General features: G+C 63.6%; 19 protein-coding genes. 12 read left to right on the forward strand and 7 right to left on the reverse strand.

What is annotated here, in order from left to right; all coding sequences use genetic code 11:
• Window positions 1–218 precede the first annotated feature (218 nt).
• The 6 genes from rfbB to QMX89_RS14020 all read left to right on the forward strand — a co-directional run bounded on the left by rfbB (window position 219) and on the right by QMX89_RS14020 (window position 6,461).
• A complete protein-coding gene (gene rfbB, locus QMX89_RS13995; RefSeq protein WP_282348651.1) occupies window positions 219–1,301 on the forward strand; it encodes a dTDP-glucose 4,6-dehydratase in 1,083 nt (360 codons plus the stop codon).
• Window positions 1,298–2,173: a glucose-1-phosphate thymidylyltransferase RfbA gene (gene rfbA, locus QMX89_RS14000; protein WP_049861434.1), complete on the forward strand. Its 876-nt coding sequence runs from the start codon at window positions 1,298–1,300 to the stop codon at window positions 2,171–2,173. The genes rfbB and rfbA overlap by 4 nt, the downstream gene beginning before the upstream one ends.
• Window positions 2,170–2,715 (forward strand): dTDP-4-dehydrorhamnose 3,5-epimerase, encoded by a 546-nt coding sequence (rfbC, locus tag QMX89_RS14005; RefSeq protein WP_049861435.1) that lies wholly within the window; start codon window positions 2,170–2,172, stop codon window positions 2,713–2,715. Before rfbA ends, rfbC begins: the two co-directional genes overlap by 4 nt.
• 92 nt (window positions 2,716–2,807) lie before the next feature.
• Window positions 2,808–4,622, forward strand: coding sequence for an ATP-binding protein (locus tag QMX89_RS14010; protein WP_090361079.1), 1,815 nt, complete (start codon window positions 2,808–2,810; stop codon window positions 4,620–4,622).
• A complete protein-coding gene (locus QMX89_RS14015; RefSeq protein WP_049861437.1) occupies window positions 4,619–6,001 on the forward strand; it encodes a sigma-54 dependent transcriptional regulator in 1,383 nt (460 codons plus the stop codon). The genes QMX89_RS14010 and QMX89_RS14015 overlap by 4 nt, the downstream gene beginning before the upstream one ends.
• Window positions 5,994–6,461 (forward strand): thioesterase domain-containing protein, encoded by a 468-nt coding sequence (locus QMX89_RS14020; RefSeq protein WP_049861438.1) that lies wholly within the window; start codon window positions 5,994–5,996, stop codon window positions 6,459–6,461. Before QMX89_RS14015 ends, QMX89_RS14020 begins: the two co-directional genes overlap by 8 nt.
• Here the strand turns inward: QMX89_RS14020 and cysQ are convergent.
• On the reverse strand, window positions 6,412–7,269 hold the full coding sequence (gene cysQ, locus QMX89_RS14025; RefSeq protein WP_282348658.1) for a 3'(2'),5'-bisphosphate nucleotidase CysQ: 858 nt from the start codon (window positions 7,267–7,269) through the stop codon (window positions 6,412–6,414). The genes QMX89_RS14020 and cysQ overlap by 50 nt on opposite strands.
• A complete protein-coding gene (gene nudE / locus QMX89_RS14030) occupies window positions 7,266–7,832 on the reverse strand; it encodes an ADP compounds hydrolase NudE (protein WP_282348659.1) in 567 nt (188 codons plus the stop codon). Before nudE ends, cysQ begins: the two co-directional genes overlap by 4 nt.
• Window positions 7,833–7,923: 91 nt before the next feature.
• Here nudE and yrfG point away from each other — a divergent pair, with 91 nt between their 5' ends.
• The 5 genes from yrfG to QMX89_RS14055 all read left to right on the forward strand — a co-directional run bounded on the left by yrfG (window position 7,924) and on the right by QMX89_RS14055 (window position 13,636).
• Entirely contained in the window at window positions 7,924–8,586 is a 663-nt protein-coding gene (gene yrfG, locus QMX89_RS14035) for a GMP/IMP nucleotidase (RefSeq protein ID WP_282348660.1), read from the forward strand.
• A gap of 72 nt (window positions 8,587–8,658) precedes the next feature.
• Complete coding sequence (locus QMX89_RS14040; protein ID WP_049860231.1) at window positions 8,659–9,534, forward strand: LysR family transcriptional regulator; 876 nt, start codon at window positions 8,659–8,661, stop codon at window positions 9,532–9,534.
• A gap of 94 nt (window positions 9,535–9,628) precedes the next feature.
• A complete protein-coding gene (gene fdhD, locus QMX89_RS14045; RefSeq protein ID WP_134721992.1) occupies window positions 9,629–10,480 on the forward strand; it encodes a formate dehydrogenase accessory sulfurtransferase FdhD in 852 nt (283 codons plus the stop codon).
• Complete coding sequence (locus QMX89_RS14050) at window positions 10,477–12,813, forward strand: FdhF/YdeP family oxidoreductase (protein WP_049860233.1); 2,337 nt, start codon at window positions 10,477–10,479, stop codon at window positions 12,811–12,813. The genes fdhD and QMX89_RS14050 overlap by 4 nt, the downstream gene beginning before the upstream one ends.
• Window positions 12,814–13,162: 349 nt before the next feature.
• The gene (locus QMX89_RS14055; protein WP_056844696.1) at window positions 13,163–13,636 is read left to right on the forward strand and encodes a glycine zipper domain-containing protein; all 474 of its coding nucleotides are present in this window, start codon (window positions 13,163–13,165) and stop codon (window positions 13,634–13,636) included.
• Between the two features lie 145 nt (window positions 13,637–13,781).
• Here QMX89_RS14055 and QMX89_RS14060 read toward each other — a convergent pair whose 3' ends face one another.
• From QMX89_RS14060 to hslO, 4 genes are all read right to left on the reverse strand, one after another.
• A complete protein-coding gene (locus QMX89_RS14060) occupies window positions 13,782–14,066 on the reverse strand; it encodes a type II toxin-antitoxin system RelE/ParE family toxin (RefSeq protein ID WP_282348661.1) in 285 nt (94 codons plus the stop codon).
• Entirely contained in the window at window positions 14,056–14,295 is a 240-nt protein-coding gene (locus tag QMX89_RS14065; RefSeq protein WP_056844698.1) for a ribbon-helix-helix protein, CopG family, read from the reverse strand. The genes QMX89_RS14060 and QMX89_RS14065 overlap by 11 nt, the downstream gene beginning before the upstream one ends.
• Window positions 14,296–14,459: 164 nt before the next feature.
• Window positions 14,460–16,001 carry a phosphoenolpyruvate carboxykinase gene (locus QMX89_RS14070; protein ID WP_049860236.1) on the reverse strand — a complete coding sequence of 514 codons (1,542 nt, stop codon included), beginning with the start codon at window positions 15,999–16,001 and terminating at the stop codon, window positions 14,460–14,462.
• A 179-nt stretch (window positions 16,002–16,180) separates the two neighbouring features.
• Window positions 16,181–17,083, reverse strand: a complete 903-nt coding sequence (hslO, locus tag QMX89_RS14075; RefSeq protein ID WP_049860237.1) for an Hsp33 family molecular chaperone HslO — start codon at window positions 17,081–17,083, stop codon at window positions 16,181–16,183.
• A gap of 106 nt (window positions 17,084–17,189) precedes the next feature.
• Between hslO and QMX89_RS14080 the strand changes: the two genes are divergently transcribed.
• Window positions 17,190–17,987 (forward strand): phosphatase PAP2 family protein, encoded by a 798-nt coding sequence (locus QMX89_RS14080; protein ID WP_282348662.1) that lies wholly within the window; start codon window positions 17,190–17,192, stop codon window positions 17,985–17,987.
• Between the two features lie 71 nt (window positions 17,988–18,058).
• Here QMX89_RS14080 and QMX89_RS14085 read toward each other — a convergent pair whose 3' ends face one another.
• Window positions 18,059–18,463, reverse strand: coding sequence for a S4 domain-containing protein (locus tag QMX89_RS14085; RefSeq protein WP_282348663.1), 405 nt, complete (start codon window positions 18,461–18,463; stop codon window positions 18,059–18,061).
• Window positions 18,464–18,613 lie beyond the last annotated feature (150 nt).

Raw genomic sequence — 18,613 nt, forward strand, 5'->3', positions numbered from 1 at the left:
TGGCCTGATTTGCAAGTACTGTAGCGGTTCGCCGCGCGACATTTCCACCATCGGCAACGTTGTCTCTCGCGACGCGATCGCGCAGGCCGGTGGCTACTGAACCATGCTGCACAACCATGCTGCACATTCGTTTAACCAATCGGGCTTGCACCGCCGCGCCCATCCACACAAGCTAGGCTGCAACGAATCTTTGTCAGCTAAGGAAGAAGGCTTTCGACATGCGCATTCTCATCACCGGCGGCGCCGGTTTCATCGGCTCGGCACTGGTTCGGCACCTGATCGCCAACACCGAGCACGAAGTTCTCAACCTCGACAAGCTGACCTACGCCGGCAACCTCGAATCACTGACCGAAATCGCCAACGACAGCCGTTACGAATTCGTCCAGGCCGACATCGCCGACCAGGCAGCGGTCGCCGCCGTGCTGGCGCGTTTCCAGCCCCACGCGATCATGCACCTGGCCGCTGAATCCCACGTCGACCGCTCCATCGACGGGCCGGGCGAGTTCATCCAGACCAACGTGGTCGGCACCTATGCCCTGCTCGAAGCCACCCGTGGCTACTGGCAGCAGCTCCCAGCAGCCGAACGCGACGCCTTCCGCTTCCACCATATTTCCACCGACGAGGTCTATGGCGACCTGCATGGCGTGGACGACCTGTTCACCGAAACCACGCCGTACGCGCCAAGCTCGCCCTACTCCGCCAGCAAGGCAGCCTCCGACCATCTGGTACGCGCCTGGCAGCGCACCTACGGCCTGCCGGTGCTGATCACCAACTGCTCGAACAACTACGGCCCGTATCACTTCCCGGAGAAACTCATTCCGCTGGTGATTCTCAACGCCCTGGCCGGCAAGCCGCTGCCGGTGTACGGCAATGGCATGCAGGTGCGTGACTGGCTGTACGTCGAAGACCATGCCCGCGCCCTGTTCAAGGTCGTCACCGAAGGCGTGGTCGGCGAGACCTACAACATCGGCGGCCACAACGAGCAGAAGAACATCGACGTGGTGCGCAGCATCTGCGGCTTGCTCGATGAGCTGGCACCGCAGCGTCCGGACGGTGTGGCGCACTATGCCGACCTGATCACCTTCGTCACGGATCGCCCGGGCCACGATCTGCGCTACGCCATCGACGCCAGCAAGATCGAGCGCGAACTGGGCTGGGTCCCGCAGGAAACCTTCCAGACCGGCCTGCGCAAGACCGTGCAGTGGTATCTGGACAATCTTCAATGGTGCCGTCGCGTGCAGGACGGCAGTTATCAAGGTGAACGCCTGGGCTTCACCGAACCTAAGGACTTGATCGCATGATGAAAGGTATCGTTCTGGCCGGGGGCTCCGGCACCCGCCTGCACCCTATTACCCTGGGTGTTTCCAAGCAGTTGCTGCCCATCTACGACAAGCCGATGATCTACTACCCGATCTCGGTACTGATGCTGGCCGGCATCCGCGAGATCCTGCTGATCTCCACGCCTCAGGACCTGCCGCAATACCGCCAGTTGCTGGGCGATGGCAGCCAGTTCGGGATCAACATCCAGTTCGCCGAACAGCCGGCGCCGGACGGCCTGGCCCAGGCGTTCCTGATCGGTGAGGAATTCATCGGCGACGACCCGGTGTGCCTGATCCTGGGCGACAACATCTTCCACGGCCAGCACTTCAGCGATCAGCTCAAGCGCGCCTCGGCGCACCCTACCGGCGCTACCGTATTCGGTTACTGGGTCAAGGACCCCGAGCGTTTCGGCGTGGTCGAGTTCGACGAGGACGGTCGCGCACTGTCCATCGAAGAAAAGCCGGCCGAGCCCAAGTCCAGCTACGCGGTCACCGGCCTGTACTTCTACGATAACGACGTGGTGCGCATCGCCAAGGACGTCCAGCCTTCGCCGCGCGGCGAGCTGGAAATCACCGACGTCAACAATGCTTACCTGGAACGCGGCGACCTGCGCGTCGAGCGCTTCGGCCGTGGCTTCGCCTGGCTCGACACCGGTACCCACGACAGCCTGCTCGATGCCTCGCAATACGTGCAGACCATCGAACACCGTCAGGGGCTGAAAGTGGCCTGCCTGGAAGAAATCGCCTACCAGAACCACTGGATCGATCGCGAACAGTTGCTGGTGCGCGCCAAGTACTTCGGCAAGACCGGCTACGGCCAGTACCTGTACGCGCTGGCCGGAGAAACCCGATGAACGTGATCGCTACCGAACTGCCCGATGTATTGATCATCGAGCCGAAGGTTTTCGGTGACGAGCGCGGCTTCTTCTACGAAAGCTTCAATGCCCGGGCTTTCAAGGAAGCGACTGGCATCGACCTGCCGTTCGTCCAGGACAACCACTCGCGTTCGGCCCGTGGCGTGCTGCGCGGGCTGCACTATCAGGTGCAGCATGCCCAAGGCAAGCTGGTGCGCGTGGTTGCCGGGCAAGTGCTGGACGTCGCGGTGGACATCCGCCGCAGTTCGCCCAACTTCGGCAAGTGGGTGGCCGTCGAGCTGTCCGCGCAGAACAGCCGCCAGCTGTGGATTCCGCCGGGCTTCGCCCACGGCTTCGTGGTCCAGAGCGAGTACGCCGAATTCCTCTACAAGACCACCGACTACTACGATCCGTCTTCGGAACGCAGCATCGCGTGGGATGACGAGCAATTGGCAATCGATTGGCAGCTGGATACAGCGCCATCGCTGTCGGCCAAGGACCTGGCCGGCAAGCGCCTGGAAGAGGCCGACGTGTTTCCGTGATCGGCCTGTGGCAACGTCGCGATGCATGTCACCCGTGCTTCGCGGCAGCTGCCTGACGCATAATACGCCGGTCCATCCCGGCGTGTTGTCCTATGACCTCCAGATCTTCCTCCACTCGCAGACCCCGCTGGCGCAGCCTGGCGATCCTCGCTTTGTGCCTGGCGCCGCTGTTATGGCCCCTGGAACACCTGGCCGAGCGCTATTACAAAAGCGAGCTGGTCAGCCAGAACCGGCAGACGCTGGACCTCTACGTCGCCAACCTGCTGGGCACCCTGCACCGCTACGAAACCCTGCCGCAAATCCTCGGTGACCTGCCCGCGCTGCGTGCGCTGCTGGCTGCACCTCGCGACCCTCAAGCAACGCTAGACGCCAACCATCTGCTCAAGGACATCCGCGAACAGACCGGGGCGGAAGTCATGTACCTGCTGGACGCCGACGGCAATACGTTGGCTGCCTCCAACTGGGAGCAGCGCGACAGTTTCGTCGGTCGCAACTTCGCCTTTCGCCCCTATTACAGCGATGCCGTCGCCGGGCGCCTGGGACGCTTCTTCGGGCTTGGCACCACGTCGGCAAAACGCGGCTACTTCTTCGCCGCCGCCGTACATGACCAGGACAAGGTCATCGGCGTGCTGGTGGTGAAGGTCGACCTCGACCACACCGAAACCCTGTGGGGCAAGACGCCCGAACAGCTCCTGCTCACCGACCACAACGGCGTGGTCATCCTCACTTCGCGGCCCGAATGGCGCTTCCGGGCCACACGCCCGCTCAGCGATGGCGAGCGTCAGGCCATCGTCTCGATCCTGCCCTACCCCACCCGCGACCCGCAGCCGCTGAATCTGGACGCCGACGCCTGGCTCACCCAGACGCGAACCATCGCCGAAACCGGCTGGAACGTCAGCATCCTCGCCCCCAAGACCTTGCTCGATCGCCCGGTGCGCACCGTCGTAGCGGTGGGCGGAGCCCTGCTCCTGGCATTGATGCTGCTGCTGGGTCTGATGATGCAGCGTCGCCGCCACTACCTCGAGCGCATCGAATTCGAAGGCCGCACCCGACATGAGTTGGAAACGCGGGTGGTGGAACGCACCAGTGCGCTGGAAGGGCTCAACAGCAAGCTGCGCCAGGAAGTGCTCGAACGCGAGCAGGCCCAGCAGGAGCTGGTGCGTGCTCAGGACGAACTGGTGCAGGCCGGCAAGCTGTCGGCGCTGGGCACCATGTCGGCCAGCATCAGCCATGAGCTCAATCAGCCCCTGGCGGCCATTCGCAGCTACGCCGAGAACACCGAAGTGCTCCTCGACCACGAGCGCATCGAGGATGCGCGGGGCAACCTCAAGTTGATCAGCGAACTGACCGGCCGCATGGCGTCGATCATCGCGCACCTGCGTGCCTTCGCCCGTCGCGACCGCCACGCCCTGGAAAGCGTCGCCCTGCAGCCGGCCCTCGACGATGCCCTGGCGCTGCTCGCCAAGCGCCGCCGGGCCATGGCCGTCGAGCTGATCCGCGACCTGCCCGATGCGCCGCTCTGGGTCCAGGCCGGCGAAACCCGGCTGCGTCAGGTGCTGGGCAACCTGCTGGCCAATGCCCTCGATGCCCTGACCGAAAAAGCCACGCCACGATGCCTCTGGCTCAGCGCCGAACAGACCGCCGACGGCGTGGAGCTGCGCATCCGCGACAACGGCCCCGGCTTTACCAGCGAAGCCATGGCCCGGGCACGCGAGCCGTTCTTCACCACCAAGACACGCACACAAGGGCTTGGCCTGGGCCTGGCGATCTGCGATACGCTGATGCGCGCACTGGGCGGCGAACTGCTGCTGTCCAACCATCCCCAAGGCGGCGCCCTGCTGATCCTGCGTTTACGCGCTGGAGAGCCGGGCGTCAGCCTGCAAGCCCCCGAGGACCCATCGGCATGACCAGCGACAGCGCCATCGACAGCAAGATCCAGGTCGTGCTGATCGACGACGATCCCCATCTGCGTCAGGCCTTGAGCCAGACCCTGGACCTGGCCGGCCTCAAGGTGCTGGCCCTGGCCGATGCCCAGGGCCTGTCCGCACGCATCGAGCGCGACTGGCCTGGCGTGGTGGTCAGCGATATCCGCATGCCGGGCATCGACGGCCTGCAATTGCTCGAACAACTGCATGCCCGCGATACCGAGCTGCCGGTCTTGCTGATCACTGGCCACGGCGACGTGCCGCTGGCCGTGCAGGCGATGCGCGCCGGGGCCTACGACTTCCTCGAAAAACCGTTCGCCAGCGACGCGCTGCTCGACAGCGTACGCCGCGGCCTGGCCGTGCGCCGCCTGGTGCTGGACAACCGCAGCCTGCGCATGGCCCTGAGCGATCGGCAGCAATTGAGTACGCGACTGGTCGGCCAGTCGGCCTCCATGGCGCGCCTGCGCGAGCAGATCGGCGCGCTGGCCGGGACCCGCGCCGACGTGCTGATCCTGGGCGAAACCGGTGCCGGCAAGGAGGTCGTGGCGCGCGCCTTGCACGACCTGTCCAGCCGCCGCAGCGGCCCTTTCGTGGCGATCAACGCCGGCGCCCTCGCCGAATCGGTGGTGGAAAGCGAGCTGTTCGGCCATGAACCCGGCGCCTTCACCGGCGCGCAGAAACGCCGCATCGGCAAGTTCGAGTTCGCCAACGGCGGCACCCTGTTCCTCGACGAAATCGAAAGCATGAGCCTGGATGTGCAGGTCAAGTTGCTGCGCTTGCTGCAGGAACGGGTGGTCGAACGCCTGGGGGGCAACCAGCAGATCCGTCTGGATATCCGGGTGATCGCCGCGACCAAGGAAGACCTGCGCCAGGCCGCCGATCAGGGACGCTTTCGCGCCGACCTGTATTACCGCCTCAATGTTGCCTCGCTACGCATTCCGCCCTTGCGCGAGCGGGGCGAAGACGTGCTGATGCTGTTCCAGTACTACGCCGATGCCGCGGCCGAACGCCACGGCGTGCTGGCCAACGAACTCTCCGCAGCGCAACGCGCGTTGTTGTTGCGACACAGCTGGCCGGGCAACGTGCGCGAACTGCAGAACGCTGCCGAGCGCTTCGCCCTGGGCCTGGAACTGGCGCTGGACAACGGCGAACCCGGCCCGGTGGAGATGACCCGCACGGTCACGGGCGGGCTCAGCGATCAGGTCGAGCATTTCGAACGCGCCTTGATCGCGGCCGAGATGAGCCGCTCGCACACCTCCGTTCGCAGCCTGGCAGAAGCCCTCGGCATCCCCCGCAAGACCTTGCACGACAAGCTGCGCAAGCACGGCCTGAGCTTTGGTGGAGGCGAGGAACATGAGTGAAATCCAGGCCCTCGAGCGGCTGCTGCATCATGACATTCCGCTGACCGGCGACATGGGCCTGCGCGTGCGGGCCTGGGACAACCATTGCCTGCGCCTGCATGTGCCGCTGGCACCGAACGTCAACCACAAGAGCACGATGTTCGGCGGCAGCCTGTACTGTGCCGCTGTGCTGGCGGGCTGGGGTTGGCTGCACCTGCGCCTGGGCGAGGCCGGCCTGAGCGGTGGCCATATCGTCATCCAGCAGGGTCAGATCGACTATCCCCTGCCGGTGGCCGGCGACGCCCTGGCCGTGTGCGAAAACATCGACGAGGCTCTTTGGCAGCGCTTTCTCAAGACCTACCGACGCCATGGCCGGGCGCGCCTGCAACTGCAGACCCAGGTGCTGGATGGCGAGCGCTGTGCGGTCACGTTCAGCGGTCAGTACGTGGTGGTTGCCCACACCCCGCCTGCGCCAGCGTAACCAGCGACTGACGCCAGGGCACATTGCTGGGCAGCGCCAGAAACGACGGATTGAGCAGTGACTCGCGGGCCGCATAGACAAACGGCTGCCCGTCGATCTGCAACACTTCGCCACCCGCGCCTTCGAGCACGCCCTGGGCCGCCGCGGTGTCCCACTGCGAAGTTGGCGCCAGGCGCGGATAGCAATCGGCGGCGCCTTCGGCCAACAGGCAGAACTTCAGCGAACTGCCGACACTGACCAGCTCCAGCGGGCCCACCACGGTGCTCAGACCGGCCAGCAGGTGCTCCTGTTCGGGGCTGGAATGTCGCCGACTGGCGACCACGGTAAACGCGCTGCCGGGCGCAGGCACACTGCGTACACCGATCGGTTGGGCCGGTTCTCCGCCCGCTGCATGCCAGGCACCCAGCCCGGCACCGCCATAGTAGGCACTGCCCGTTGTCGGCACGGTGACCACGCCGAACACCACCCGGCCGTTCTCGATCAACGCGATGTTGACGGTGAATTCTTCGCTGCCGTTGATGAACTCCTTGGTGCCGTCCAGCGGATCGACCAGCCACCAGCGGGTCCAGCGTTCACGCACCGCGAGGGCGATGTCTGCATCCTCTTCGGACAGGATCGGGATATCGGGCGCCAGCGCCGTCAACCCGTCGACGATGATCTGATGCGCCGCCAGATCGGCGGCAGTCACCGGCGACTCGTCGGCCTTGGCCATGACCTGCACATCGGCCCGCCAGAACGGCAGGATCGCCGCGCCGGCCTGATGGGCCAGCGCCACGACTTCGGGCAACAGATGTTCGACGTCGCTCACAGGCTGAACACTCCGCGCTGGATCAACAGGTCGCGCGCCAGGTACAGGGCGGCCAATGCGCGGCCTTCGGAAAACTGCGGATGCTGGGCCAGGTCGGACAGGTCGCGCAGGTTGACCCGTTCGACGCGCATCGGCTCCGGCTCGTCGCCCTCGAGCCGCTCCTCGTACAGCCCCTGCGCCAGCACGACCTGGATCTTCTGGCTCATGTACCCAGGCGATAGCGACAGTTCGGTGAGGTGCTCCAGTTCACGTGCGCCGAATCCGGCCTCCTCCTTGAGCTCGCGGTCGGCGGCCGCCAACACGTCTTCACCCGGCTCGATCAAACCCTTGGGCAACGACAGTTCATAAGCATCGGTCCCGCCGCAATATTCCTCGACCAGCAGGGCATGCTCGGCATCGGCCATCGCCACGATCATCACCGCACCGTAACCATTGCCGCGGCCCACGAGACGCTCGTAGGTGCGCTCCACGCCATTGGAGAAGCGCAACTGCACTTGCTCGACACGGAACAGGCGACTGCTGGCAACGATTTCGCGGGCGAGGACTTCGGGTTTCTGGCGCATCGGGCAGCTCCTGGACGTGAACGGGTTACTATACCGTGGCTTGGCCTGCGGCAGGCCACCCTTGATCCACCACTGCCCGAGAATCTTCGCTATGCCTTGCCTCGCCTGGAGCACCATCGACACCGTCCTGCTGGACATGGACGGCACCCTGCTCGACCTGCATTACGACAATCACTTCTGGCTGGAGCATCTGCCCCAACGCTATGCGCAACTGCACGGGGTCAGTCTGGCGATGGCGCAGTTGGAGCTGCAACCGTTGTTCACCGACAACGCCGGCAAGCTGAACTGGTACTGCCTGGATTTCTGGACCCGCGAGCTGAACATCCCGGTGCGCGAGCTCAAACGCGAAACCGCCGAGCTGATCGCGCTGCGGGCCGACGCCGACACGTTCCTGGCCGCCATCAAGCAGGCCGGCAAGCGCGTGATCATGATCACCAACGCCCACCGCGACTCGCTGTCGCTGAAACTGGAGCGCATCGAGCTGGCGCCCTATTTCGAGCGGATGATCAGCTCTCACGACTACGGCTACCCCAAGGAAAACGCGCAGTTCTGGGACGCCCTGCAGGCCGACATCGGCTTCGACCCGGCGCGCAGCCTGTTCATCGATGACACCCTGCCCGTGCTGCGCAGCGCCCGGGCCTACGGGATCAAGCACCTGCTGGCGGTCAGCGAGCCCGACAGCCGCAAGGGCGCCAAGGACACAGAGGAGTTCGCGGCGGTGGGTGACTACCGCGAGCTCATCGCGGGTTTGTGACCCGCCCGGCTGGCCAGGGACCTACCGCCAGCGCGTGTCGCTATACTGCGCATCGCCAACCCAGGAGCGAGCATGGACATCAAGCAACTCAAATTCCTCATCGCGTTGGATGAAACCCGGCACTTCGGCCAGGCCGCAGCGCGCTGTCACATCACTCAGCCGACCCTCTCGATGCGCCTGCGCAACCTTGAAGAAGAACTCGACTTGCCGTTGGTGAAGCGCGGCCAGCGCTTCGAAGGTTTCACCGCGCCCGGCGAGCGCGTGCTGGCCTGGGCGCGTACCGTCCTGGCCGCCTACGATGGCCTGCAGGCCGAAGCGGCGGCGTGCCGCGGCCACCTGGTCGGGACGCTGCGTCTGGGTGTGGTGCCACTGTCCAGTTTCGACCCGGTGCCGCTGCTGCACACCCTGCACGGCGAGCACCCCAACCTGCGCTTCGAACTCAGCTCGCTGAGCTCCGAGCAGATCCTCGAACAGCTGGCGAGCAACCGCATCGACCTGGGCGTCTCGTTTCTGGAGCGGCTGGACCAGGAGCGCTTCGAATCGCGCGCACTGGGCGAAACGCGCATGGGCCTGCTGTTCGATCAACGTCACTACGATTTCGGCGAGCAGGCCCTGAGTTGGGAAGCCCTGACCGAACTGCCCCTGGGCATGCTCACCACCGGCATGCATTTTCGCCAGTCCATCGATCACAACTTCCACTCGCGCGGGCTCGCACCGCAACCGCTGCTGCAGACCGATGCCGTCCATCAATTGATCCAGGCCGTTCACGGTGGGCTGTGCTGCGCGATCATGCCCCTGGCAGGCGGGCTCGAAGGCTTGACCGAGCACCTGCGCCTGCAACCCATCGCCGAGGCCCACACGCTGGCGCCTCTGGGCTTGATCATGCGCCGCGCGGCGCCCCGTTCGGCACTGGCCGAAGCCTGCTTCAAGCTCTATGACGCGCCATGATCAATGCGGTCTATCGTCGCATCGGTAATAGCAATTAGACGCTAGGCAATCCTGCGCCTAGGCTTAAAGCTGAATTCATTGCCGGTCAATTCCCATGAACGCCAAGCACCCGGCCAGCGCGGTGCCCGTTTCTACCTCGGCTGCCCCTCTCGCCAGTCCCACCGCCAGCCAGACCTACAGTTACTGCAGCTTGAGCCTGGACGAACCCGGCAGCACGCCATTGGCCGAAGAAGTGGCACTGGCGATCGCCTACAACGGCATCAGCCAGGCCGTCATGCTGGTCACCCCCACCGACCTCGAAGACTTCGTCACCGGTTTCAGCATCGGCAGCGGTATCGTGGCCGGCGCCGATGAAATCTACGACGTCAAGCTCAGCGGCGCAGGCTCGGCACGTCATGCCGAGGTGCAGATCGCCAATCGCGCCTTCTGGAACCTCAAGACCCAGCGTCGGCAATTGGCCGGCAGCAGCGGCTGCGGGCTGTGTGGCGTAGAAGCTGTCGAACAGGCATTGCCGGACCTGGCGGTATTGCCCGGCGCGGCCCTGCCGCCAGCGCAATGGCTCGAAGGCCTGCGCCAGCGCATCGGTGCCTTCCAGCCACTGGGCCAGCGCAGCGGCGCGGTCCACGCGGCGCTGTTCATGGACGCCACCGGCACCCTGCTGCTGGGCCGCGAAGACATTGGCCGCCACAACGCGCTCGACAAAGTGATCGGCGCCCTGGTGCGGCAGAACATCGACAGTACCGGCGGGCTGGCCATCGTCACCAGCCGCTGCAGCCTGGAACTCATCCAAAAAGTATTGCGCGCCGGCATCCAGACCCTGGTCAGCCTGTCGTCGCCGACCGGCCTGGCCCTGCAATGGGCACGCCGGCACAACCTGAACCTCATCCACCTGCCGCAGCACAGCGCGCCGCGGGTCTATAGCCCTGCGTTGGAGAATCAAGCGTGAGCATTCACAATCAAGCCGACAAGACTCCTGTTCCTCGCTACAAGCCCTACAAGGGCGCTGCCGGCGGCTGGGGCGCACTGATCAGCGTGACGCAGTTCTGGCTGAGCAGCGACAACGCCCTGAAGAACATCCGCACCATGCTCAAGACCAACCAGAACGGCGGTTTCGACTGCCCGGGCTGTGCCTGGGGCGACTCGCCGGAAAGCGGCATGGTGAAATTCTGCGAAAACGGCGCCAAGGCCGTGAACTGGGAGGCGACCAAGCGTCGCGTCGACCCGGCCTTCTTCGCCAAGCACAGCGTCACCTCGCTGCTGGAGCAGAGCGACTACTGGCTCGAATACCAGGGCCGCCTGACCGAGCCGATGGTCTATGACGCCGCCAGCGATCGCTATGTACCGATTGCCTGGGACGATGCCTACGCGCTGGTCGCCAAGCACCTGCTCAATCTGGAAAGCCCTGACCAGGCCGAGTTCTATACCTCGGGCCGGGCCAGCAACGAAGCGGCGTATCTGTACCAGCTGTTCGTGCGCGCCTATGGCACCAACAACTTCCCCGACTGCTCGAACATGTGCCACGAGGCCAGCGGCGTGGCCTTGTCGCAGAGCGTCGGGGTGGGCAAGGGTACGGTGACGTTCGACGACTTCGAGCATGCCGATGCCATCTTCGTCTGGGGCCAGAACCCCGGCACCAACCACCCGCGCATGCTCGAACCGCTGCGTGAAGCGGTCCAGCGCGGTGCGCAGGTGGTCTGCATCAACCCGCTCAAGGAGCGTGGCCTGGAACGCTTCCAGCACCCACAGCACCCGATCGAGATGCTCACCAACGGTGACCGTCCGACCAACACCGCCTACTTCCGTCCGGCCCTGGGCGGCGACATGGCGATGATGCGTGGCATGGCCAAGTTCCTGCTGCAATGGGAGCGCGAAGCCCAGGCCAACAATGCACCGTCGGTGTTCGACCACGACTTCCTCAACGAGCACACCGCCACTGTGCTCGAATACCTGGCAGCGATCGATGAGACGTCGTGGGAGCACATCGTCGAGCAGTCCGGCCTGCCGCTGGCCGATATCGAGCTTGCCGCGCGCATGTACCTCAAGGGCAAGAACGTCATCATGTGCTGGGCCATGGGTATCACCCAGCACCGCCACTCGGTGCCGACCATCCAGGAAATCGCCAACCTGATGCTGTTGCGCGGCAACATCGGTCGTCCAGGCGCAGGTCTGTGCCCGGTTCGAGGCCACAGCAACGTGCAGGGCGACCGCACCATGGGCATCAACGAGCGGCCACCGGCCTTTCTGCTCGATGCCCTGGAGAAGCGCTTCGGTTTCAATGTGCCGCGCACCAACGGCCACAACGTGGTCGAAGCCATCCACGCCATGGCCGAAGGCCGAGCCAAGGTGTTCATCGCGCTGGGCGGCAACTTCGCCCAGGCCACGCCGGACAGCACCCGCACCGCACAGGCGCTGCGCAACTGCGATCTCACCGTGCAGATCAGCACCAAGCTCAACCGCAGTCACCTGATGCATGGCAAGCAGGCACTGATCCTGCCATGCCTGGGCCGTACCGACATCGACCAGCAGAGCGAGGGCCCGCAAGCGGTCACCGTGGAAGATTCGTTCAGCATGGTGCACGCATCCAATGGCCAGCTGCAGCCGCTGTCCAAGCAGATGCGCTCCGAGCCTGCGATCATTGCCGGCATCGCCGCCGCCACGCTCGGTGCGCAGCCGGTGGACTGGAACTGGCTTATCGCGGACTACGACCGCATCCGCGACCTGATCGCCGACACCCTGCCCGGCTTCAAGGACTTCAACGAACGCCTCAAGCATCCAGGTGGGTTCTATCTGGGCAACAGCGCTGGCGCACGTCGCTGGAACACGCCTACCGGGCGCGCCAACTTCAAGCCCAACCGCCTGCCGCTGGACCTGATCGACGAGCGAGTACGCGCCACTGGCCAGGTGCCGGATCTGATCATGCAGTCGATGCGCTCTCACGATCAGTACAACACCACCATCTACGGCCTGGACGACCGCTACCGCGGCGTACGTGGCCAGCGTGACGTGTTGTTCGCCAATGAGGCGGACATCATTCGCCTGGGCTTCCGCCCGGGTCAGAAAGCCGATCTGGTATCACTCTGGGAAGACGGCCGCGAGCGCCGCGTGAAGGGCTTCACGCTGCTGGCGTTCGACATTCCGGCCGGTCAGGCAGCGGCGTACTACCCCGAGGTCAACCCGCTGGTACCGCTGGAAAGCGTCGGCGACGGCAGCAGCACGCCAACTTCGAAGTTCGTCGCCATTCGCCTGGAGCAACCCGCCCCAAGCGCCCGCATCGCCTGAGGCCCCACGCAAACCCTTGTCGCGGCTCGTGCCGCGACAAGCCCTCACGCCAATCCAGCATACCCAGCACCCAAGGATGCGCGCCAATCAAGGATGAACGCCCCCAAGGTGCACGCCCCCCCTGTAGCAGCGGCGCAAGCCGCGTAGCTCTTGATCTTGCTCTTAACCTTCAACGCCAGCAAAAGACGCCACTCCGGAAGTACGTGCGACCACCCTCCCCGCTCAAAGTTTCCCCATGAAACTTCAGAATCTCAGAACTGCGCACCCATCGTGCTTTCCATCACATCGCGCTTGTCGGACGACCGATCGCATAGCAAAGTCGCGCCGTCATCCCTCTGAGATCTGATCGATGAAATTTCCCTCGATACTTTTGTTGACCCTCGGCCTGGTAACAGGCGCTGCCTCTGCTGGCAGCAACACCGAAGCCGGTGTAGGGGGCGCATTGGGTGGGGTACTGGGCGCGGTGGTCGGCCAGCAACTGGGCGGCAGCACCGGCTCGACCATTGGCGCAGGCCTGGGTGGTGCGGCAGGTAGCGCAGTCGGCGCCGACAAGCGCAGCCGTGGCCAGGCCGCCATCGGTGGCGCCCTGGGTGCTGCAGGCGGCAACGTGGTGGGCCGCAACGTAGGCGGCAGCACAGGCGGCCTGATCGGCGCCGCCACCGGCGGTGGTGCCGGCGGCGCGCTGGGCAACTACATGGGCACCTCGTCCGACCGCGACGATCGTGACGATCGCCGCTATCGCGGCCACGACAACCGCGGCAAATGGAAACACCGCGACCGCGGCCGCCATGTCGGCCACAACAAGCACTGGCGCGATCGCTGAGTCACGATCATGGTAGAGAGCTTCTCTACGCAAGCGGGCAGATGGCATGGCCACTGCCTGCGACACCTCTCCCGCTTTCCTTGTCTTCAAATGCCTGCACAGTCGCTTTTAGGCCTAGCCTTGCCTATGTGCAGCAATCAAGTTTCTACCAATCGCTTGGCAGCGCCCGCCGTGTATGGAAGATATGGAGGATGATCAATCGATCAACTTCGATTCGATAGGGAATCACGTATGGCCAGTCGGGCATTATCCACTCACGTGTTCCCTCCACGCGGCCCATGCGACCCAGCGCCGGGGACCTGGATAGGCGATCCACGCCTTCGCGCACCGCTGATACGAATTGAGTCGCCGCCAATTCATTGTCCTTGGCTATGAAACTGGCTTCGTGATCGAGTTGTTTGAGGGCTTTGGTCAGCCACTCAATTCGCACCCTTACCCCACTTTTCCCACAGGGCGTTTACCTCTTCGGCACTGGCGGTGTTGCCTGCTTCCAATTCCCGAAGGCTGTCCTTGATCTCTTCTATCTGCCAACTCTCGCGCTGCAGGTATTCGCGCATGGCCTCAAGCACTAAAAAAGATTCGCTATGGCCCGTATCACGCGCGAGGCGCGACAAAGACTCTGCCATATCGTCAGGTATGGGAAATGACATAGGCGACATGCTTGCCTCCATTTGGTCAGTCGACGTCAGCAAGGATACACCGCGTTTTTGCTAGATGGACGGGTATCTTGTCGCCAACGATGTCGTGTTGATCTTGTGAAAATCGAAGACCAAGAAACGAAAAAACCGCCCACAAAGGGGCGGTTTCTTTCGCAAGCTGCTACTTACAACTGCGGACCGGCAGCCTTGATCGAGTCGCTCACGTCGAACTTCTTGAAGTTCTCGATGAACAGCGAAGCCAGGCCTTTGGCGGCTTCGTCGTAGGCGGCTGGGTCAGCCCAGGTGTTGCGTGGGTTGAGCAGGTTGGTGTCGACGCCTGGGACAACCTTTGGCACGTCCAGGTTGACGATGTCCAAGTGCTCGGTCTCGGTGCCGATCAGGGCGCCGCTCTGGATCGCTGCGATCACGCCACGGGTGGTAGGGATGTTGAAGCGCTTGCCAACGCCGTAGCCGCCGCCGGTCCAGCCGGTGTTGACCAGGTAGACCTTGGAGCCGAAGCCACGAATACGCTTGATCAGCAGCTCGGCGTACTCGCCAGCCGGACGCGGGAAGAACGGTGCGCCGAAGCAGGTCGAGAAGGTCGACTTGATGCCGCTGCCCGAACCCATCTCGGTCGAACCGACCAGCGCGGTGTAGCCCGACAGGAAGTGATAGGCCGCCTGCTCTTCGCTGAGGATGGACACGGGCGGCAGTACGCCGGTCAGGTCGCAGGTCAGGAAGATCACGGCATTGGGCTCGCCACCCAGGTTCTTCGGCGCGCGCTTTTCGATCAGCTCACGCGGGTACGCGGCACGGCTGTTCTGGGTCAGGCTGTCATCGGCGTAGTCCGCCTTCTTGTCGGCATCGAGCACGACGTTCTCCAGCACGGCGCCGTGCTGAATGGCTTTCCAGATGACCGGCTCGTTCTTCTCGGACAGGTCGATGCACTTGGCGTAGCAGCCACCTTCGATGTTGAACACCACGCCCACACCCCAACCGTGCTCGTCGTCACCGATCAGGTAACGGCTTTCGTCGGCCGACAGGGTGGTCTTGCCGGTGCCCGACAGGCCGAAGAACAGGGTGACGTCGCCGTCTTCGCCCATGTTGGCGGCGCAGTGCATCGGCAGCACGTCGGCGGCCGGCAGCAGGAAGTTCTGCACCGAGAACATCGCCTTCTTCATTTCGCCGGCATAGCGCATGCCTGCGATCAGCACCTTGCGGGCCGCGAAGTTGATGATCACGGTACCGTCGGAGTTGGTGCCATCGCGCTCGGGCACGCACTCGAACTCAGGCGCGTTGAGCACCTGCCATTCATCCTTGCCACCGGCGTTGTACTGCTCAGGGTTGATGAACAGGCAACGCCCGAACAGGTTGTGCCAGGCCGTCTGGGTGGTCATCTTGACCGGCAGGTAGTGCGCCGGATCGGAGCCTACATGCACATGGGAAACGAACCGCTCGCGCTCGCCCAGATAGGCTTCGACCCGATCCCACAGGGCATCGAACTTGTCGGCGGGGAATTTGCGGTTGATCGGGCCCCAGGCAATGGCGTCCTGGGTAGTGGGCTCTTCGACGATGAAACGGTCGACTGGCGAACGACCGGTACGATGACCGGTACGCACCACCAGAGCCCCGGTATCGGCAAGCTCGCCTTCACCACGGTTCAGGGCTTCTTTAACCAGATCGTCTACAGTCAGATCGGCGTACACGGCGTTCTTGGCTTGCGTCATGAGGTTCCCCGTCGGCTCTGGGCCGAGTGCTCCAAACGTTTTGTAGTAAGTTTACAACAACCACTACAGCTAAAAAGTGGGCCGGATTATGCCAGAAACGCCCGAAAAGAATAGCGTCCTCCTGTCGGTAACGGCGTTATTCCGGCGTCCGTTTGTTAATTTAGCGAGACTAAATCGCTTCAGTGACGGGTATCTGACGGAGCGTCCACACCGGCACCACTGAAGAGCTGATCGACGTCGGTGGCGTCAAACAAGTAGCGCTGGTTGCAGAACTGGCAGTCGATTTCCACCGTACCGCCATGCTCCTTGAGCAATTCGCGTGCATCGTCGTGCCCAAGACTGACGAGCGCTCGTGCCGAACGCTCCCTGGAACAGCTGCAGCGAAACCGAATCGGCTGGGTATCGAAAAGCCGCAATGCCTGCTCGTGGTACAGGCGGTACAAAACGGTTTCGTTATCCAGGCCCAACAGTTCTTCGGCCTTGAGGGTATCGGCCAGGGTGATGGCGGTCTTCCAGCTCTCGGCGCGGTCGTCCTCGTCCTTGATCACAGCGGCAGGCAATTGCTGCAACAGCAGGCCACGGGCACGCTGGCCATCGGCCTTGAGCCAGAAGCGCGTACCGAGCTGTTCGGAGAGGGCGAAGTAATTGGAGAAACTTGCCGACAGGTCGGCACCTTCCAGATCCACGATGCCTTGGTAGCGCTGACCTTCGGTAGGGTCGATGGTCATCGCCAGGGTACCGGCGGGCATCAATTCGGGCAGGCCATCGGTGTCGTTGATCTGCTCGGCATGGAAACGCGCCAGGCCGCGGATATCACGCTCGCTGGAGCATTCGATCATCAGCAACGGCACAGGGCCCTCGGAGCGAGCCTGCAGAATCAGCAAGCCATCGAACTTGAGCGTCCCTACCAGCAGGGCTGCGGCAGCCATGAATTCGCCCAGCAGCAACTGGACTGGCAGCGGGTAATCGTGCTTGGCCAGGACCTCGGCGTAGCTGCGTTCCAATGCTACCGCCTCACCGCGTACATCGGCGTCGTCGAAAATAAAGCGTTGGGTGAAATCGGCTTCAGGAAGATCGTGCATAAGTCCAGTATCTGAGAATGGTGACAAAATGTGTAGCGGCTTTTATAAAGTCCGCTTCAGAGCGTTCGTTTGATCGCTCACTGCCCTGTGGATGTAGAGGTATCTTATGAACAAAGCCCCACTGTTCCAAGCCAGGTGGAACGTTAGCGGCTTGCTGCTGTGCAATTCAATCCCGATCGTGCTGTTGTGCTTCTGGTTATGGCCCATTGGCCATCATTTGTGTACAGCATTCGACGAATGGCTGTTCCGCCTGCTCAACACGCCCCTGGCCAGCAATGACGCGTGGCGTTACGTGTGGACCCTGGGCAGCTTGCGACCCTTCGACATCGTGGTCGGTGTGATCATGCTGGCGCTGCTGATCCGCGGCAATTGGGTGTTCAAGGCCGGACAGGTTCGCCAGGCCTTTTTCGGCTTCATGGCCGTGCTGTTGCTCTTAGTGGTGGTGCGCGCGCTGTTTTCCAAGTGGATACACGCAATGGGCTGGGACCACGACAGTCCGAGCATGGTCCTGACCGATCCGGTACTGCTCAGCGACTGGTACCCGAACCTGGAACGCCACTGGGAACTCAAGGACCGCTCCAGCCAGAGCTTTCCGGGCGATCATGCTTCGGTGCTGCTGATCTGGGCGCTGTTCATGAGCGTCTGTACCCGTCGAATCGGCCAGTGGCTGTGGATCTGGGCCTTGGCCCTGGTGTTCATGCTGCCGCGCCTGGTTGCCGGGGCCCACTGGGGGCAGGATGACTACATCGGCGGTGTGCTGATGGCCGTCTGGGCGCTCGGCTGGGGCTACTACACGCCCTTCGCAGCCCATACTTCGCAATGGCTGGTGCGGGTCACCGAGCCATTGTTCAGGCTGCTGGCGAAGCTGCCGGTGCTGGGACGGTTGAGTATTGTCGCAGGGTGATGCGGTGTCTGTGCTGGCCTCTTCGCGGGCAGAGAGCTCGCCGCCCGCGAAGAGGCCAGCACTGCGCCCCATCAATCCCCTGAGCGAAAACTGAACAACTGCCGACGCTGCTTCTTCGAAGGCTTGCCGTCGGTGGTCACGCCCAGCGCGCCGGCCTTGCGCATGGCCGCAGCGGCTTCGCGCCTGGCCTGGCTCTGCTCGGTTTCGCGGTAGAGCGTCTGCGCTTCGGGCGCACCACGGCGCACAATGGACAGCGCCTCGATGACCACGCTGCGCTCATCGAAACCGGTGCGTATCTGCAACTCATCGCCCACGTGCGGCTCCTTGCCCGGCTTGCAGCGCTCGCCGCGGTAATGCACCTTGCCGCTCTCGATGGCTTCCTTGGCCAGGGCACGGGTCTTGTAGAAGCGCGCAGCCCACAGCCATTTGTCCAGACGGACCTTGTCCTCTTCTTCCTGCTTTTGCTTCTGTGCCACAGGCTCACCTCACGAAATGCCGTCATCGAACTGTACTACCGTGCCTGTCGGATGCAAGCGACGGTCTTTGCGATTACAGTGCACGCACGCTTGCCAAGCGGCGTCGGGCTGGGTTGAATTGATCCGGGCCGCGCCGGTCTGAAGCTTGCG

This window comes from Pseudomonas sp. PS01301, from assembly GCF_029960215.1.
Classification (GTDB): domain Bacteria; phylum Pseudomonadota; class Gammaproteobacteria; order Pseudomonadales; family Pseudomonadaceae; genus Aquipseudomonas; species Aquipseudomonas coleopterorum.